The organism is Marivivens sp. LCG002 (assembly GCF_030264275.1).
In the GTDB taxonomy this organism is placed as follows: Bacteria; Pseudomonadota; Alphaproteobacteria; order Rhodobacterales; family Rhodobacteraceae; genus Marivivens.
In genome coordinates, this window is record NZ_CP127165.1 from 1,720,934 (window position 1) to 1,736,985 (window position 16,052).

At 57.0% G+C, this 16,052-nt stretch carries 17 protein-coding genes and 1 pseudogene; 5 read left to right on the top strand and 13 right to left on the bottom strand.

Translation table 11 applies throughout. The annotated features are described in order from the left end of the window. Window positions 1-14 precede the first annotated feature (14 nt). From QQG91_RS08535 to QQG91_RS08550, 4 genes are all read right to left on the bottom strand, one after another. A complete protein-coding gene (locus QQG91_RS08535) occupies window positions 15-893 on the bottom strand; it encodes a carbohydrate ABC transporter permease (RefSeq protein ID WP_285769806.1) in 879 nt (292 codons plus the stop codon). After that, on the bottom strand, window positions 893-1,972 hold the full coding sequence (locus tag QQG91_RS08540; protein ID WP_285769807.1) for a carbohydrate ABC transporter permease: 1,080 nt from the start codon (window positions 1,970-1,972) through the stop codon (window positions 893-895). Before QQG91_RS08540 ends, QQG91_RS08535 begins: the two co-directional genes overlap by 1 nt. A 72-nt stretch (window positions 1,973-2,044) precedes the next feature. Next, window positions 2,045-3,301 carry an extracellular solute-binding protein gene (locus tag QQG91_RS08545; protein ID WP_285769808.1) on the bottom strand — a complete coding sequence of 419 codons (1,257 nt, stop codon included), beginning with the start codon at window positions 3,299-3,301 and terminating at the stop codon, window positions 2,045-2,047. Beyond that, complete coding sequence (locus QQG91_RS08550; RefSeq protein WP_285769809.1) at window positions 3,298-4,428, bottom strand: LacI family DNA-binding transcriptional regulator; 1,131 nt, start codon at window positions 4,426-4,428, stop codon at window positions 3,298-3,300. Before QQG91_RS08550 ends, QQG91_RS08545 begins: the two co-directional genes overlap by 4 nt. 326 nt (window positions 4,429-4,754) lie before the next feature. On the opposite strand from QQG91_RS08550, the gene QQG91_RS08555 reads away from it, so the two are divergent. After that, on the top strand, window positions 4,755-5,111 hold the full coding sequence (locus tag QQG91_RS08555) for a TA system antitoxin ParD family protein (RefSeq protein WP_285769810.1): 357 nt from the start codon (window positions 4,755-4,757) through the stop codon (window positions 5,109-5,111). Then, window positions 5,108-5,695 carry an ATPase gene (locus QQG91_RS08560; protein ID WP_285769811.1) on the top strand — a complete coding sequence of 196 codons (588 nt, stop codon included), beginning with the start codon at window positions 5,108-5,110 and terminating at the stop codon, window positions 5,693-5,695. The genes QQG91_RS08555 and QQG91_RS08560 overlap by 4 nt, the downstream gene beginning before the upstream one ends. A gap of 257 nt (window positions 5,696-5,952) precedes the next feature. Here QQG91_RS08560 and QQG91_RS08565 read toward each other — a convergent pair whose 3' ends face one another. From QQG91_RS08565 to QQG91_RS08605, 9 genes are all read right to left on the bottom strand, one after another. After that, on the bottom strand, window positions 5,953-6,480 hold the full coding sequence (locus QQG91_RS08565; protein WP_285769812.1) for a DUF3833 domain-containing protein: 528 nt from the start codon (window positions 6,478-6,480) through the stop codon (window positions 5,953-5,955). 183 nt (window positions 6,481-6,663) lie between these two features. Beyond that, window positions 6,664-6,864: a 30S ribosomal protein S21 gene (rpsU, locus tag QQG91_RS08570; RefSeq protein ID WP_285769813.1), complete on the bottom strand. Its 201-nt coding sequence runs from the start codon at window positions 6,862-6,864 to the stop codon at window positions 6,664-6,666. A 374-nt stretch (window positions 6,865-7,238) separates the two neighbouring features. Beyond that, the gene (locus QQG91_RS08575; RefSeq protein ID WP_285769814.1) at window positions 7,239-7,682 is read right to left on the bottom strand and encodes a glutaredoxin family protein; all 444 of its coding nucleotides are present in this window, start codon (window positions 7,680-7,682) and stop codon (window positions 7,239-7,241) included. Between the two features lie 88 nt (window positions 7,683-7,770). Continuing rightward, complete coding sequence (locus QQG91_RS08580; protein ID WP_502881570.1) at window positions 7,771-8,118, bottom strand: YnfA family protein; 348 nt, start codon at window positions 8,116-8,118, stop codon at window positions 7,771-7,773. 179 nt (window positions 8,119-8,297) lie between these two features. Continuing rightward, a complete protein-coding gene (locus QQG91_RS08585) occupies window positions 8,298-9,434 on the bottom strand; it encodes an ABC transporter permease (protein ID WP_285769815.1) in 1,137 nt (378 codons plus the stop codon). Next, window positions 9,431-10,369: an ABC transporter ATP-binding protein gene (locus tag QQG91_RS08590; protein WP_285769816.1), complete on the bottom strand. Its 939-nt coding sequence runs from the start codon at window positions 10,367-10,369 to the stop codon at window positions 9,431-9,433. The genes QQG91_RS08585 and QQG91_RS08590 overlap by 4 nt, the downstream gene beginning before the upstream one ends. After that, window positions 10,366-11,316 carry an HlyD family secretion protein gene (locus QQG91_RS08595; protein WP_285769817.1) on the bottom strand — a complete coding sequence of 317 codons (951 nt, stop codon included), beginning with the start codon at window positions 11,314-11,316 and terminating at the stop codon, window positions 10,366-10,368. The genes QQG91_RS08590 and QQG91_RS08595 overlap by 4 nt, the downstream gene beginning before the upstream one ends. Then, a complete protein-coding gene (locus tag QQG91_RS08600; RefSeq protein WP_285769818.1) occupies window positions 11,313-11,957 on the bottom strand; it encodes a TetR/AcrR family transcriptional regulator in 645 nt (214 codons plus the stop codon). Before QQG91_RS08600 ends, QQG91_RS08595 begins: the two co-directional genes overlap by 4 nt. A gap of 156 nt (window positions 11,958-12,113) precedes the next feature. After that, window positions 12,114-12,470 carry a RidA family protein gene (locus QQG91_RS08605; RefSeq protein WP_285769819.1) on the bottom strand — a complete coding sequence of 119 codons (357 nt, stop codon included), beginning with the start codon at window positions 12,468-12,470 and terminating at the stop codon, window positions 12,114-12,116. Window positions 12,471-12,821: 351 nt separating this feature from the next. On the opposite strand from QQG91_RS08605, the gene QQG91_RS08610 reads away from it, so the two are divergent. From QQG91_RS08610 to gmd, 3 genes and pseudogenes are all read left to right on the top strand, one after another. Beyond that, window positions 12,822-14,249, top strand: coding sequence for a mannose-1-phosphate guanylyltransferase/mannose-6-phosphate isomerase (locus QQG91_RS08610; protein ID WP_285769820.1), 1,428 nt, complete (start codon window positions 12,822-12,824; stop codon window positions 14,247-14,249). Continuing rightward, a pseudogene (locus QQG91_RS08615) lies at window positions 14,246-14,872 on the top strand (UDP-glucose 6-dehydrogenase family protein); the annotation flags it as partial. The gene QQG91_RS08610 and the pseudogene QQG91_RS08615, both read left to right, overlap by 4 nt. 58 nt (window positions 14,873-14,930) lie before the next feature. Further along, window positions 14,931-16,052, top strand: a complete 1,122-nt coding sequence (gene gmd, locus QQG91_RS08620; RefSeq protein WP_285769821.1) for a GDP-mannose 4,6-dehydratase — start codon at window positions 14,931-14,933, stop codon at window positions 16,050-16,052.

Genomic DNA, 16,052 nt, shown 5'->3' on the forward strand with positions numbered 1-16,052 from the left:
TATTTTGTTCCTAGTTAGCCTTTGACACCCGTCGATGCGATCGACGCGATGAAGGCACGTTGCAAGAAGAGATAGAAAGCGAGAACGGGCACTGTGATCAGGCTGAGGTAAGCCATGATTTCGCCCCAGACGATATTGAGCTGGAAGAAGTATTGCAGACCGACCATGACGGGACGGTATTGCTCTTCCTGCACGACCATGAGCGGCCAGAGATACTGGTTATACATGGCCAGAAACTTGAGGATTGCAGCGGTCGCAAGGACGGGGCCTGCAAGCGGCATAACGATGCGGCGATAAATCTGACCCCAGCTTGCGCCCTCGACGCGAGAAGCTTCTATCAATTCGCTCGGCAGGTCTTTGAAATACTGCACGAAGAGATAGATCGTCAGGCCATCGGCGATAAAGGGCACGATCTGAACACGATAGGTGTTGAGCCAGCCCGTGGTGAACCCCTCAAGCCCGATCCAAGGCAGTTTGGAGGCCAGAAGCAGCATCGGAATTGCGATGGTTTCAAAGGGCACGATCAAGGTCGCAAGGATGATCGAAAGCACGATATCCCTGCCCCGCCAGTTCAGGAACACGATCGAGAATGCCGCCATCGAGCAGATGAAAAGTGACAGGATCACGGTCACACCGGTGACGAGCATCGAGTTGAACACGAAGAGCCCGACAGGCGCACGTTTGAACGCAGATGTGTAGTTATCGAGGCTGATGTCGCCTACAGGCAAAAAGGCCCGCAAAGACGCCGTATCCAGCAAGAGCTGCTGGCTCGGCTTGAGCGAAGACATCACCATGAAGACAAGCGGGAAACAGAAGATCAAAGCGATGATCGTAAGAACCGTGTAGCGGGTAACAAGACGCAGACCGCGATTATCTGGAGATACGAGTGCCATCAGCGACGCTCCCTTGTGAGCCAGCGTTGAATGAGAGAGATCGACAGAACGATCACGAATAGGATCACCGAGATGGTCGAGCCGCCCGAAATGTCCTGCTTGCCATAACCACGCTCGACCGCTTGGAAGACGATGGTTTGCGTGCTGTCGAGCGGACCGCCGTTGGTCATCACGTCGATCTGGCTAAAGAGCGCGAAGGCCTGCATGGTGATCACGATGAGCACCAGCACCGCCGTGTTGCGCAGCCCCGGCCAGGTCACATAGCGAAAGGTCTGCCACTTGGAGGAGCCTTCGATCTCCGCGGCCTCGTAAAGCGTCGGCGAAATGGTCTGAAGACCCGAGAGCCAGATCACCATGTGAAAGCCCACGGCCTGCCAAATCGACATCGCGATAATCGAACCCAAGGCCGTATCGGGGTTGCCAAGCCAGTCGATGGGGTTGAAGGCGCCAAAGGTGAGCGAGGAAAGGATATTGTTCAACAGGCCATTGTTGCCGTCGTAAATGAAGCGCCAGAGGAGCGAGACCACGACGATTGAAACCACAACCGGCATAAAGTAGATCGCGCGGTAAACGTTGATCCCCCGAAGCCTCTGGTTGATCAAGAGCGCAAGGCCCAAGGCAAGCCCGCCCTGCACAGGAGCCACCACGATCACAAAGATCAGAGTGTTCAGCACAGCGCGCATAAAGACGACGTCTTTGGCAAGGATATAGGTGCGATTATCACCCGACTGCCAGCTTGTCAGCTCGCGCATCCCGTCAAGATTTGCGTAATCGGGATTGCCGCGTGTGAAATTGCGCAGTCTGGGATAGGTCGGAGCGCCGCTTTCGTCGCGCAGGATCTGTCCGCTCTCGTCCTTTTCAGGCTCGAGCGTGATCATCCCCACTCCAAGAAGCGACTTGTAGTTCGTCAAGCCGACAAACTCGGTCGGGTTGGGCGAGATCAGTCGCTGGTTGGTAAAGGACAGGCCGATCGCGAAAAAGAAGGGCAGGATGATGAAGACAACCATCAACCCAAAACCGGGGAGCGCGAAAAGCCACCCTGCTTTGTTCGACGATGTGAGTTTGGAAGAAGTCGCCATAATGCTGACCTTAAACGTCTGGAAGGAAGTCCCCCCGAGCCGAAGCCCGGAGGAACCATCCGCTTGGGAGGATTAGTGGCCGTAGCCGCCGTTCTTCTCGATGTCGGCGTCGATTTCGTCGACAGCAGCATCGAGGGTGTCGGCAACGTCGGCACCGTTGGCGATGTCAGCCAGCGCCTTCTCGAATACTTTTGCCTGAACCACGTAGCCCGGGGTTACCGGACGAACGAGCGCCTGTGCTTCGGTCAGACCGAAGAACACGGACATCGGGCCACCGGCCTTGTAGTTTTCGGTCATCTCAGCCGCAGCGGCCGTAGCCGGGATCAGGCCGATGCCGTTCGAGAAGTCGGCAAGGTATTTGTCCTGAAGCGCGAACTCGATGAAGGCCGATGCGCCCTCGGGGTGCTCGGAGCTTGCCGAAACGCCGAACTGCCAGGAGGCAGCACCGATTTTCGGGCCATTGCCGAAATCGGGTGCGGGAAGGAAGACGGTGTCATCAAAGCTCTGGAGCGCACCAAGTGCCGCCCAGTTACCGTTCCAGGTAAAGGCGTATTTGCCGTTCGCAAAGCCGGTGTCGCGGTCAGCGCCGTCCTGAGTTGCTTGGGCATAGCCGCCGGTGAACAGACCCTGCCACCAGTTACCGAAAGCAACTGCAGCTTCGCCATTCAGAGCGCCTTCGGCAGTTTTGTAGGTCGAGCGGTCAACGATGTCACCGCCAAACGACTGAAGGAAGGGCGAGAAGGCATAGGGATACCATTCGCCGGTCCAAGCCATGCCGAGATCGAGCGCATAATCGAACTTGCCCGAATTCTTAGCAGCATCCAGAGCCGCTTGGAATTCTTCGCCGGTCCAGGGCTGCTCGAGGGTCGGAGTCCGAAGGCCCATTTCATCGAGATACGACTGACGGGTCACGAGAGCAACGGCAGCATCCCAGAGACCGATCGAATAGAGCTTACCGTCCCAGTAGCCCTTGGGGCCAGGAAGGAAGGCTTCAATCTTGGCTTCGTCGATTTGCAGCGGCTGCATGTAGCCCGACCACGCCCAATTCGGCATAACGGGGCCGTCGACGTCGAGTATGTCCGGAAGGTTGCCGGCAAGTGCGCCTGCAACGACAGAGTCGTTATATGCACCCTGCGGGAACGACTCGAGGCTGACAGACCAGTCGGACTGGCTTGCGTTGAAGTCAGCAACGATCTGGTTGATGATCTGGCTTTCGACTTCGTTGCCTGCACCGTGATACCACATGGTGAGTTCGGTCTGAGCGAAGGCAGCGCCCGACATACCTGCGGTCAGCGCCATGACGCCTGCAGAAAGTTTAAACAGTTTCATTGGGGGTTCCTCCCGTTCGAAAGTGGAAAGCGGATCGTGTTGCCATCCGCCGGGGCAATAGCGGTCACAGAGGACCGCCAATTCACAGGACCCGACACTAGCGTCGGGTTGATCTGTTCGTGGGTCTCGTCATTGATCAGCGACAGCAGCCAATCGGCAGCGCGCGCGCCCATAGCTGCATAGGGCAGCTCGGCAGTGGTCAATGGCGGGAAAAGCGTTTCCGCGATCACGCGGTAATTATCGTAGCCGGCAACCGAAATATCTTCGGGCATACGGATGCCGCGCGTGCGCAGGATACCATAGACGCGCATCGCCATCTCGTCGTTACCGCAGCACAGCACGGTCGGCGGATTGGGCAGCGAAAGAATGCGGTCGATCGCATCCCATAGCACAGCGGAATTGCGAAGCTTGTCATGCATGAAACCTGTCGAGACAAGCTCGGGGTCGAATGCGATCCCCGCCTCTGCCAAAGCGCGCTTATATCCATCGAGACGGAGGCGCGTTGCATCCATCCCCTTGGGCAACGTCAGATAGCCGATGCGGCTGTGCCCTGCTTGGATCAGACGGGCAACAAGATCATGTTGTCCCCGCTCGTCATCAGGAAGCACTGACGGCGTTCCAAGGTCATCGTAGCAGTTGGCAAGCACCAAGGGCGTGCCCTTGGGTGCAGGCGGAAGCTCGACGCGCTGGTGATAGTCGGCCACATAGATAAGGCCCTCGGCGCGGTGCTCGACAAAGGTGCGGATAAGTTCGGGCACACGGGACGAGCTGCCGCCTGTATCGGCGATCATCAGCGTCATACCGGTGGCGGACATGACCGACTGAATGCCCTGAACGATGAGCAAATCAGGCAGACCCTTAGGCTCGTTGCCGTCTGATGTTGTCGAGATGGCGCCTGTGATCAAACCGATGAGGCCTGAGCGCGAAGATCGCATCATACGGGCAGCGTTCGACGGGACATAGCCAAGTTCGAGAATGGCCTTTTCAACGGCCTCGCGGGTCTTTTCACCGACCGGAGCATCCCCGTTGAGGACGCGGCTCACAGTCTTTGGCGAGACCCCCGCTATCTTTGCTACGTCGTAAATCGTCGCCAAACGCTTGCCTCCCCAGTCTTGCGTAGAATCCATGACACCGATGTCATGACACCGATGTCACAATTAATCAAGCCGTTTGATTTATCAAGTTTTGGAGAGCGAATTGGCCAGCGGGGTTTGGCCTAACGGGCAGCGCCCTGAAAACTACGCCAATTCAAATTCTTAGGTATGGAATTTGGCGCCCTGCACAATCTGCACCGCACAAAAGAAAAAAGGGCCCGAAAGCCCTGCCCCCGCAGCAAATGTTGGCAGAAACAAGTCGACTGCAGGGAATATCGCCAAGTATGGCACCTCCGGGGGCAAATTCTTGACTTTTGGGTGGCATTTTGCTACCTACTATGTAGATCAAGGAGGCGACGATGGCGCAATCAGTAAAACTGGCCGATGAGATCATGGCCCTGGTCCGGTGTGAAGCAGAGCTACACAGCCGTTCAGTGGCTGGTCAGATTACCCATTGGCTTAAGATTGGGCGCGCGATCGAACATTCCGGTTCTTATGACCATGCACGCATCACGGCTGCGCTCGAGGGAAAGTTAGACACCACAGCGCTGACAGAAGAGGAAGAGATCGCCTGGCTTGAGTCATTCACCGAGAAAATGGGGCAAGCCTCTGAAGAAGAAGTAGCCTTCCACGCCAAACGCCGCAGACTAGGGCGGGGCGTTGGGCTCGATGCGGGTGGCAACCTTATTTACGCAAGAGATGACGCTGCGGCATGAGGCCAAGCCTCGTCCTCCTTGCCGGACCAAACGGCTCCGGCAAGTCCACGCTTTACTATACCCGCGTTGCACCAAACTTCGACGGTCCTTTCATTAACGCTGACAACATCCAACGCGACGAGTTGGGCGATCCGTCGATGGAAGCTGCCTATGAAGCGGCACGCATTGCTTCGGCGCGAAGGCTCGAGATGATGGACGCGCGCCAGAGTTTCGCCGCAGAGACGGTATTCTCGCACCCCTCAAAGCTGGGGGTGATAGAAGCGGCGCGAGAGCGCGGCTATCTTGTTATCGTTATGCATGTTGGTGTCGACAGCGCTGACCTTTCAGTGGCTCGGGTTGTCGAGCGGCGCTCTGAAGGGGGACACTATGTGCCCGAAGACAAGATCCGCGCGCGTTTTGTTCGGAGTGAGCCTTTGATCCGGCAAGCGGTCCTGCAAGCGGATCGCGGGATGGTCTTCGACAACTCTCAGCTCAACATGCCGCCACGCCAGATGTTGGTCTTCGCCGCCGGTCGCCTCATCCAAGCCGCGCCTCTCCTCCCGGAGTGGATCCTTCGCGCCTATTCTGCAGATCTGACGGTCTGACGGCACGGATCGGCTGACGGTATTCTGGCTGAAATATGGCTTGATGCGGAAGCGAGCACAATGGGGGGGCCGGTGCCGCAGATTACGTCGGAGGCTGTGTGCCCTTTCCGCCTGCAGAAAAGTAACGCCCGTCGATCAAAGAGCCGCCTACGCATAAGCAGCTCTTCCTAATGTCAATATTTACCCCAGGGTCGTGTCAAATGCCCCTTCCGGGACTTAAGAATTACTCTTCAAGCTCTTGAAAAAATGAAACTTCGTTACTCTTTCTCGAAGAAAATCGTCACCTGCCCCAGCGGGAACCCGTATTTCGACATATAGGCAATGTTAAGCACGCGCTTATCGCTCAGGGACCACATATAATCGTCGAAGGTCACCCTCATCGGACCATCAGGCAGAGGCAAGTCGATCGTGTAGGTCCAGTAGAACATATCCCCTTTGATCTGGCCTGTCGCCTCTCCGATCACGCCCGCCGCGGTGCCCGTCCATGCGCCATCCCCTTTGGGGGTAAGGGTCCAGATCCGCTGCTCGGTCGTATTGTCGGAATAGACGAAATCCTCGACCAGAACCAATTCGGAGCCGTTCCAGCTTCCCTTTATGTCAACTTCAAAGCGGCGGCTGACATTGCCGAGGACGTCCTGAAATTGACCGTGGGCGGTGGTGCGCCCTTCGAAGAATTCAACGAGATCAAGTTCTCGATCCGACAGTTTCGGATCATCGATCGAGGGTTTGATCGCACACCCCGCCAAGACGAGCGAGATCAAAACCATTTGGAAAAATCGGAGCATGATAAGCCTCTTGCGCTGAACCCTTCGCTTATCACTCGAGGTAGCGCGCCTCAGGCCAATTTCCAGCTTTCGCTTGGATCAACACGGGATTGCCGATCGCCCTCCTCCGAAACGAAAACACTCCGCCCTGTTTCCACGGGACGGAGTGTCTGAACTTTCAAGCGGCGCTATGCCAAAGGGATATTACCCTTCGCGCAGGGCCTTCTTGCGAGCAAGCTTGCGCTGACGGCTGATGGCCTCTTTCTTCTCACGGGCCTTCTTGATCGAGGGCTTTTCGAAGAACTCTTTCAGACGCATTTCACGGTAGACACCTTCGCGCTGGAGCTTCTTCTTGAGCACGCGCAGTGCCTGATCCACGTTATTGTCGCGAACGCTGACTTCCATTTGATTGCTACTTCTCAGAAAATTAAAGCTGCGCGCATGTTGCAGAGAGTGGAGCCATTTTCAACCGGATTCTCGCTGTTTTGGTTAGAAAATTGCGCGGTTTTTTGAGAAAGCGGCTTGGTGAGACGCGCGGCGATGCTGGATCACGCACCAAAGCGTCGATTTATAACATATAAATCAGATACTTAAGTTAATTCCTGCACTTCTTACGGTGAATACGCACACCTCCAGAAACAGGCACCAAAAGCGCTGCCCTTCCCCTACCCTTGGACCTTTCATCGGAAGATCACACCAGATAAGCGGCCCAACCCACTCTGGATCGGGCCTTTCGAGATGCGATTCACTGCGCGAAAAGGCTCGTCTTTCGGCGCGATTTAAAGTGCTTTTGCGGCCAGTAGCTTCTGCAAATCCGAATTACCCCCGACGAAAACGCCATCGACAAAGATCATCGGAAAAGTCGGCCAACCGGTCCACATCTTGAGAGCAAGCCTACGGCGCCAGCCCGAGGTATAGCTCCCGTATTCGAGGTATTTGAACGCATGCCCTGCCGCCTCTAAACTCTTGCGGGCGCGGCCGACGGAGCCGTTATAACGCATCCCCACAACAACGATGCGGTTCGCGGCAATCTCCGCCTGAACCTCGGCAACGATATCGGAGTGATAGGATAGAACCTTGTCACGGATAGCGGGATGAAGGGCGTTGGCGGACAGAATTTGGCGCATTGCGTTGGTGTCTCTGAATGGGGCCGCAGGAGCGGCGGGATATAGGAGCCGTTTGCCCCGATGGCGATTGCCTTGGGCGTTACGATTGATCTGCATCTAGGCAGGCGCACCCCGACAGACAATGGCCCACGCGCTCATTCGCGAAAATGGAGGAGCGTTTGCTTTGGCTCTCCCATTAGCCGCCTTACCTTTGAAGCGGCGGGCCGGCGAGGATGATAGCCGCACCGACGAGGCAGAACGTGGCCCCGATCACATCCCATCTGGTCGGGAATTGCCCTTCGACGGCCCATAGCCAAACCAAAGATGTAACGATGTAAATTCCCCCATAGGCTGCATAGGCCCGCCCCGCGAAATCCGTGTCGACCCGCGTCAGAAGATAGGCAAATAGCGCCAGCGCTATGCCGCCAGGCATGAGCCAAAGCACAGATCGGTCAAGACGCAGCCACGCCCAGAACGCAAAGCATCCTGCGATTTCAGCCACCGCCGCCAAGACGTAAATGCCAAACGAGGAAAACACTCCGATTGTGGACACGTCGAACTCCTACTTTGGGGGCGCAATTGCCACGCCTCAGGCTCGGTCGATTATCGCGCTCGGTGCTCGACCTAACACAGAATAAAGCTGTTTTCACCTCCGTGATTTTGTATCAGCCTATTTCCATGTGTGCGCCCAGTTTCCGAAGCCATGCGCCCTTCCCTGCCTTTAAGCCAGCCTCAATCAAGCGTCTGACGATAGCGCTTCAAGGCAACCCCGACGATCACCAGCATGATCAAGGTAATCGCGGTCAGGTCGCCCGCGATATCTATGAGGTCCGCGCCCTTGAGCATCACTTTGCGGATGAGACGCAGGAAATGCGTGGCGGGGATGACCGACCCGATGGTCTGGGCCCAATTCGGCATCGCGGCAAAGGGGAACATGAACCCCGAAAGAAGGATCGTCGGCAGCAGAGTAAAGAACGAGACCTGCATCGCCTGCATCTGGCTTTTCGCAACGGTCGAGATCAAGAAGCCTAGCGCGAGGTTCACCACGATATAGAGATTGAAGCCCACAAAGAAGGCGAATGGCGAGCCGATGAAAGGAACGCCAAAGAGAATACGGCTGACCACCAGAAAAACGCCCGTCTGAACATAGCCGACGAGAACATAGGGCATGATCTTGCCCGTCATCACCTCAAAGGGACGCACTGGCGTCGCGATCAGCGTCTCCATTGTGCCCTTTTCGCGCTCTCGCACGATGGCAACAGCGGTGATCATCACCATGGTAAGAGAGAGGATGACCGCAAGAAGCCCCGGCACGATGTTGACCGAAGTCTTGCCCTCGGGATTGTAGAATTTATGCACCACAACACCAAAGGGAGGCGGCGCAGGCGCGGTATAGCCCAATGCGCCGGTCATGGTTTGGGAGAGAACAGTATCCACGATCCCCGAGAGCGCTGCGACCGCCCCGCCTGCGGCAGCCGGATCGCTCGCATCTGCTGCCAAGAGGATTTGTGGCCGAAGTCCGCGCACAACGTCCCGTTCGAACCCATCGGGAATGACCACGACGAAACTTGTGGTTCCGTCCCGTAGCGCACGCTCGCCCTCTTCGGGGCTTGTCACTATCCCTTCGAAATCGAAATATGTCGAAGTGTCCATGGAAGCCAGGATCGCGCGGCTGATCGGACCTTCGTCTGCCATTTCGACAAGCGTCGGAAGATGGCGGGGATCGGAGTTGATCGCATAGCCAAAGATCAAGAGCTGCATGATAGGCACGCCGATCATCATCACGAAGGTGACCTTGTCGCGGCGCATCTGGATGAACTCTTTGGTCAGCACCGCGAGGAAGCGGGCAAAGGAAAACGGCCAGCTCATTTCGCAGCCCCCAGAAAGTTATCCGTGGCACCGGCCATGAGATAAATGAAGGCTTCTTCCAACTCGGCTTCTTTGAGCATCCACTTGTGCGATTGCGTGGCCCTATAACGGTTTGCCACTGCCTCGAGCGCCTTTTCATCTGTGCCCGAGACATGAAGCACCTGACCAAAGCGCGCCACCTGACCGACGTCAGGCTCGCTCCGCAGCGCCATTTCAAGGTCTCCAATATCGGGTCCGGTGACCTGCCATGTGTGGAGCCCGATCATTTTGGGAATATCCCGAGCCGGACCTGCGATGAGTTTTTTGCCGTATGCGATATAGGCGATGAAATCGCACTGCACCGCTTCGTCCATGTAATGGGTCGAGACAAGAACGGTCACGCCTTTGGCTGAGAGGCGACGAATTTCATCCCAGAAGTCGCGCCGCGCCTTGGGGTCAACGCCCGCGGTCGGTTCATCAAGAAGGAGGAGCGACGGATCATGGATCATGCAGGCCGCAAGAGCGAGACGCTGCTTCCATCCTCCTGAGAGGGTCCCTGCAAGCTGATTGGCGCGATCCGCAAGGCCCAGATCAATAAGCGCGTGTTTCACCCTCTCGCGCCGCGAGGGCACGCGATACATCCGCGCGATGAAATCAAGGTTCTCTCGGATCGTCAAATCCTCGTAGAGCGAGAATTTTTGGGTCATATACCCGACGTTTTCCTTGATCGCCTCTTGCTGGCTCAGGATATCGAGACCGAGGCACTGGCCTGTGCCGCCATCGGGCGTCAAGAGCCCGCACATCATGCGGATCGTGGTCGTTTTGCCTGATCCGTTTGGACCCAGAAAGCCATAGATCGCGCCCTTTGGCACTTCCATATCAAAATGATCGACCACGGTGCGGTCACCAAAGACTTTGGTCAGCCCCTTGACCGAGATGGCAAGCTCTTCGGTCATTCGCGGGCCGTCAGCGTCAATGATTGACCCGGAAGGATGCCATCCGTATTCACAAGCTCGGCCTCGGCACGAAAGACAAGCCGAGCGACCTCGTCTTTGCTGTAAAGAATTGGCGGCGTGAATTGCGGCGAGGACGCAAGCCGCGTCACCCGTGCATAGGTGTCTGGAGCGCAGCCGTTACAACTCACGTCAAAAAGGCTCCCGATCTGGACATTCATCCGATCTGCCTCGCGCACGAAGAAGAGCGCTTTGAGCGTGTCGGGAGGCAGGATCGCAACCACAGGGGCGCCTGCCCCTGCGACTTCGCCGATGTCATAGAAAACTTTGTCGACGAGACCGGCTAAGGGCGCGTCAATAGCGCGATCATCCAGCGCGGTCTGCGCCCCATCAAGAACCGCGAGAGCGGCCTCGACACTCGCTTCGGCGGCGATACGCTGCGCGTCGCGAGCGGGAAGCTCCGCGACTTGAAGCTGTGCTTCGAGTTGCGCAATCCGAGCGTTCGCGCTCTCGAGTTTGGCGACATTCGCATCGACGCTGGCTTTCGACACATTGCCCGTCGCAAAGAGTTGCCGCGTCCGTTCGAGCGTCGTTTCAGCAAGATGTTGATCCGCACGTGCCTGATCAAGATTGGCGCGGATGACGTCGATCTCGGCGCTGCGGCCTCCTGTCTGGAGGTTCTCGAGATTTGCCTTTGCAACCGCAACTTGGGCCTCGGCAGACTTAAGCGCGGCCGTTTGTGCGGCGTCCTCGAGACGAAAGAGCGTCACCCCCTGCGCAATGACCTCGCCTTCTTCAACGGAAAGTTCAGCGATCCGGCCGGCCGCGGCGGGCGCGACATAGACATAGTCGCCCTCGACATAGCCGTTATAGACGGTGGTCCCTGTTTCGCCAAAGTTCGGAAGGACGATGCTCAATACGCCGATAATCCAGTCAGGTAGGGTGCTCATGATGCGCCTTCTGGGGCAAGCCCCGCAAAAAGAATCGAAAGATGGTTCTCGACCAATTGATCGAGAGCAATGCCGCCTTCGGGTTCGATCCCGAAGAGATCCGACATCAAAAGATGCCCGAGAAAGGGACCCATGATTGTGCGGATGGTCAGGTCCGGATCGACGGCACGAATATGCCCCCCCTCAACCCCTTGAGCGATCAAGGCGCGGAGCGCGGGAACCGAGTGATCAAGAACGGCCCGACGGAACATCGCCGCGATTTCAGGCGCCCCTGGTGCCTCATGCAAAACAAGAAGCGGGACCGCGCGGGTCTTTGGGTCCGTCATCGCCTTGGCCATCATACGCATGAATTGACCAATGATCGGACGCGGATCGCCTTTGTAGGCGCTCAATGCGGAAAACACCTGACCTGTGATCGGTCCGATGGCGCGGGCAACCAGCCCCTCTAATATCGCCATCTTGGAGGGAAAGTAGAGATAGACCGCCCCTTTCGAAAGCCCTGCTTTGCGGGCGATCTGCTCCACTTTTGTCTGTGCAAACCCCTGCTCGATAAAGAGATCAAGGGCCGCGTCGAGCACCTCGTCTGGACGCGCTTCGGCGCGGCGACGAAATTTGGGGGTGTTTGGTTCTGCTGTGTCCATACTCCACTACTAACTGACTCGTCGGTTAGTAGCAAGGTACCCGAATGGACACATCCCCTTCGGCAATTTGCCAAAGGCGGCGCTTAACTGGTCAGAACAGAGAACCCCGAAAGCTCTGCGCCGCACTTGTTCGAGCCAAGTGCGGTGGCTCTATCGTCAAGCCGTCTTTCGGGCGGCAGTAATGATGATCTCGACTTGATATTCATCGCTGGCAAGCCGCGCCTCGCCCGTCGCACGTGCGGGCGCGTGCCCCTCGGGCACCCAAGCATCCCAGACAGCGTTCATTTCCTCGAAATGCGCCATATCATCGAGCCAGATGATGGCCTGGAGGATATGAGTTTTATCCGAACCGGCCTCTGCCAGAAGCGCGTCGATTTCGCGAAGGCAGTCCTGCGTTTGCTGAGTCACACTCGCCCCTGCAGTTCCAACCTGCCCCGCAAGGTAAATCGTATCTCCGTGGATCACGATTTGAGACATCCGGTTCGAGCTGTGCTTGCGCGTGATCTGGGCCATGAGGCGCTCCTGTGTATTCCTGAGTTCAAAGTAGAGTGAGCCAAGCACGCGGGTTGAGCCATGTAAAGCGGTGGCCTCCAAACCGCGCGCAGACTTGCTAAGACAGGGGTCTTTTCCACGACTAATGAAGCAAATTCCTCCTGCGGGATTCTGCTCTTGCGGAAAGACGTGGCAAGCACCGCCCCTAACCAGAGCGCAAATTAAACGCCCCACGCACAACCCATATCGCTCATAGTTTCATCAATCGCTCAATTTTATGCGTCAAAGGCCGTTTTTGAGACCTGAACGTCTTGCGGGCTTTACATTCAATATGTATCCGAAAGGAGTAAAGATTAACCTATTGGGTAATACATGATCACTCCAGTCATTCTCTGTGGCGGCTCGGGCACCCGACTTTGGCCCCTCTCGCGCAAGAGCTACCCCAAACAGTTCGTCCCCCTCGTCGGTGAGGAGACGCTGTTTCAAGGTTCTGCCCGTAGGATGACGGGTGCGCAGTTTGCTGCGCCCGTAGTGATCACCAACTCCGATTTCCGCTTTATCGTGACAGAGCAGCTTCAAGCTATCGGCATCGATCCCGGTGCGATCTTAATCGAGCCCGAGGGGCGCAACACCGCCCCCGCGGTCCTTGCTGCCGCGCTATATCTGGCCAAGACGGACCCAGAAGCTGTGATGCTGGTCGCGCCCTCAGATCACGTCGTTCCCGACACCGCGGCCTTCCAAGCGGCCGTGGCAACTGGTTTGACCGCTGTGGAAAGCGGTCAGCTCGTGACGTTCGGGATCACTCCGACCCATGCCGAAACCGCCTATGGCTATCTCGAACTAACCTCGGCTCCGACGGATGGTCCCGTCGCGCTCAAGCGGTTCGTCGAAAAGCCCAATGCCGAGCGTGCTGAAGAGATGGTCAAATCCGGCTCCTTCCTCTGGAATGCCGGCATTTTCCTCTTCAAAGCTAAAGATATCATTAACGCCTTCGAGGCGCATGCTCCCGCCCTCCTCGCTCCCGTGCAAGAGGCCGTTGAAACAGGCGCTGTCGATCTCGGCTTCTGCCGTCTCGGCGCCGAGGCTTGGAGCAAAGTGGACGATATCTCCATCGACTATGCCGTCATGGAGAAAGCCGCAAACCTCTCGGTCGTGCCCTTTGACGGCGGCTGGTCCGATCTTGGTGGTTGGGATGCAGTCTGGCGCGAGAGCCCCAAGGGTAAGAACGGCGTTCTGACCTCAGGCGACGCGACCGCAATCGACTGCGAAGACACGCTTCTTCGCTCCGATAGCGAGAGCCTCGAGGTCGTGGGCATCGGTCTCAAGAACATCATGGCCGTCGCGATGAACGACGCAGTCCTCGTGGCCGATATGTCCCGCGCGCAGGACGTGAAAAAGGCGGTCGACGCGCTCAAAGCCAAGAATGCGGCACAGGCCACAACCTTCCCCAAAGACCACCGCCCATGGGGCTGGTTCGAGAGCCTCGTCATCGGCGACCGCTTTCAGGTCAAGCGCATCCACGTCCACCCCGGCGCGGCCTTGTCGCTCCAGTCGCACCACCACCGCGCCGAGCACTGGATCGTGGTCTCGGGCACCGCAGAGGTCGAGATCGACGGCAAGGTCCAGCTCGTGAGCGAAAACCAATCCGTCTTCATCCCCCTCGGCGCCAAACACCGCATGAAAAACCCAGGCAAAATGCCAATGGTTCTGATCGAAGTCCAAACCGGCAGCTACCTCGGCGAGGATGACATCATTCGTTACGAAGACATCTATGCCCGCGGTCAGGGGGCTAAGGGATGAAGATCGCCGTAGCGGGCCTCGGGTATGTCGGACTTTCGAACGCTGTCCTTCTCGCCCAAAACCATCAGGTCGTCGCGACGGATATCTCGCAGGCGCGGGTGGATGCGGTGAATGCGCGGCGCTCGCCGATCATCGATCCCGAGCTCGAGGATTTCCTCGCGCACAAGGACCTGAACTTTGCGGCCACGACCGATCCCGAGGACGCCTATTCCGCCGCCGATTTCGTGATTGTGGCGACGCCCACGAACTATGACCCCGAGACGAACTACTTCGACACCTCCAGCGTCGAGAGCGTGATCGGGTTTGTGCTGCGGTTCAATCCGCGCGCGACGATCATCGTCAAATCCACTGTTCCCGTGGGCTTTGTCAGCGGTATCCGCGAGCGGCTTGACACAGATCGCGTGATATTTTCGCCCGAGTTCCTCCGCGAGGGCCGCGCGCTCTACGACAACCTCCATCCCAGCCGTATCATCGTCGGCGACCAGAGCGGAGAGGCCCACCGGTTTGCCGATCTCCTCCTTGAAGGCGCGGTCAAAAAGGATGTTCCCGTCCTATTCACCGACCCCGATGAGGCCGAGGCGATCGGAGTAGATTATTTTACCTGTCTTTCAGAAAAATGTGCCCCAACAGGCAAAACCAAAAATTTCTTGAAGAACAATCGAGTATATGAAAGCCAATAAAATGAAGAAACGCGCCCTGATTACTGGCGTCACTGGCCAAGACGGATCCTATCTAGCGGAATTCCTCCTTGAGAAAGGCTATGAGGTTCATGGCATCAAGCGGCGTGCTTCGATGTTCAATACGCAGCGCGTTGATCACATTTATGAGGACCCGCATACCGATAATGCTCGCTTCAAACTGCATTATGGCGATCTAACTGACACTTCGAACCTCACACGCTTGATCCGCGATATCGAGCCGGACGAGATTTATAATCTCGGCGCGCAGAGCCATGTGGCCGTGTCGTTCGAGGCGCCCGAATATACCGCTGACGTTGATGCGATTGGCACGCTTCGTATCCTCGAAGCTGTTCGCTTTCTCGGCCTCGAAAAGAAGACCCGTTTTTATCAGGCTTCGACCTCGGAACTCTTTGGCTTGGTTCAGGAGATCCCGCAGCGGGAAACGACCCCCTTCTATCCCCGCTCTCCATATGCTGTGGCGAAGATGTATGCCTATTGGATCGCCGTTAACTATCGCGAAAGCTATGGCATGTATGCCTGTAACGGCATCCTCTTCAATCACGAGTCGCCGCGCCGTGGTGAAACCTTTGTGACGCGCAAGATCACGCGCGGTCTTGCGAACATCGCGCTTGGACTTGAGCAGTGCCTCTACATGGGCAACATCGACAGCCTACGCGACTGGGGCCATGCCAAGGACTATGTCCGCATGCAATGGATGATGCTCCAGCAAGACGCGCCGGAGGATTTCGTGATTGCCACCGGCGTTCAATATTCGGTGCGCGAGTTCATTCGGTGGACGGGCAAAGAACTTGGTCTAACCATCGAGTTCAGCGGCGAAGGCATCGATGAAATCGGGACCGTCACCGCGATCGAGGGGGATCTTGCCCCGAACGTCAAAGTGGGTGATGTCGTTGTCAAAGTCGACCCGCGTTATTTCCGACCCGCCGAAGTGGATACACTTCTTGGTGATCCCACCAAAGCCAAGGAAAAGCTCGGCTGGGTTCCTGAAATCACCGCTCAGGAGATGTGCGCCGAGATGGTCGCAGAAGACCATAAGTCCGCACGGCGTCTCAAGCTCCTTAAAGAACACGGGCTCGAACTCCCCGTCAGCTTAGAGGGTTAA

Coding starts and splice junctions, on each gene's coding strand:
- QQG91_RS08535 (WP_285769806.1), bottom strand. CDS start 893: ATGGCACTCGTATCTCCAGATAATCGCGGTCTGCGTCTTGTTACCCGC.
- QQG91_RS08540 (WP_285769807.1), bottom strand. CDS start 1,972: ATGGCGACTTCTTCCAAACTCACATCGTCGAACAAAGCAGGGTGGCTT.
- QQG91_RS08545 (WP_285769808.1), bottom strand. CDS start 3,301: ATGAAACTGTTTAAACTTTCTGCAGGCGTCATGGCGCTGACCGCAGGT.
- QQG91_RS08550 (WP_285769809.1), bottom strand. CDS start 4,428: ATGGATTCTACGCAAGACTGGGGAGGCAAGCGTTTGGCGACGATTTAC.
- QQG91_RS08555 (WP_285769810.1), top strand. CDS start 4,755: ATGGCGCAATCAGTAAAACTGGCCGATGAGATCATGGCCCTGGTCCGG.
- QQG91_RS08560 (WP_285769811.1), top strand. CDS start 5,108: ATGAGGCCAAGCCTCGTCCTCCTTGCCGGACCAAACGGCTCCGGCAAG.
- QQG91_RS08565 (WP_285769812.1), bottom strand. CDS start 6,480: ATGCTCCGATTTTTCCAAATGGTTTTGATCTCGCTCGTCTTGGCGGGG.
- rpsU (WP_285769813.1), bottom strand. CDS start 6,864: ATGGAAGTCAGCGTTCGCGACAATAACGTGGATCAGGCACTGCGCGTG.
- QQG91_RS08575 (WP_285769814.1), bottom strand. CDS start 7,682: ATGCAGATCAATCGTAACGCCCAAGGCAATCGCCATCGGGGCAAACGG.
- QQG91_RS08585 (WP_285769815.1), bottom strand. CDS start 9,434: ATGAGCTGGCCGTTTTCCTTTGCCCGCTTCCTCGCGGTGCTGACCAAA.
- QQG91_RS08590 (WP_285769816.1), bottom strand. CDS start 10,369: ATGACCGAAGAGCTTGCCATCTCGGTCAAGGGGCTGACCAAAGTCTTT.
- QQG91_RS08595 (WP_285769817.1), bottom strand. CDS start 11,316: ATGAGCACCCTACCTGACTGGATTATCGGCGTATTGAGCATCGTCCTT.
- QQG91_RS08600 (WP_285769818.1), bottom strand. CDS start 11,957: ATGGACACAGCAGAACCAAACACCCCCAAATTTCGTCGCCGCGCCGAA.
- QQG91_RS08605 (WP_285769819.1), bottom strand. CDS start 12,470: ATGGCCCAGATCACGCGCAAGCACAGCTCGAACCGGATGTCTCAAATC.
- QQG91_RS08610 (WP_285769820.1), top strand. CDS start 12,822: ATGATCACTCCAGTCATTCTCTGTGGCGGCTCGGGCACCCGACTTTGG.
- gmd (WP_285769821.1), top strand. CDS start 14,931: ATGAAGAAACGCGCCCTGATTACTGGCGTCACTGGCCAAGACGGATCC.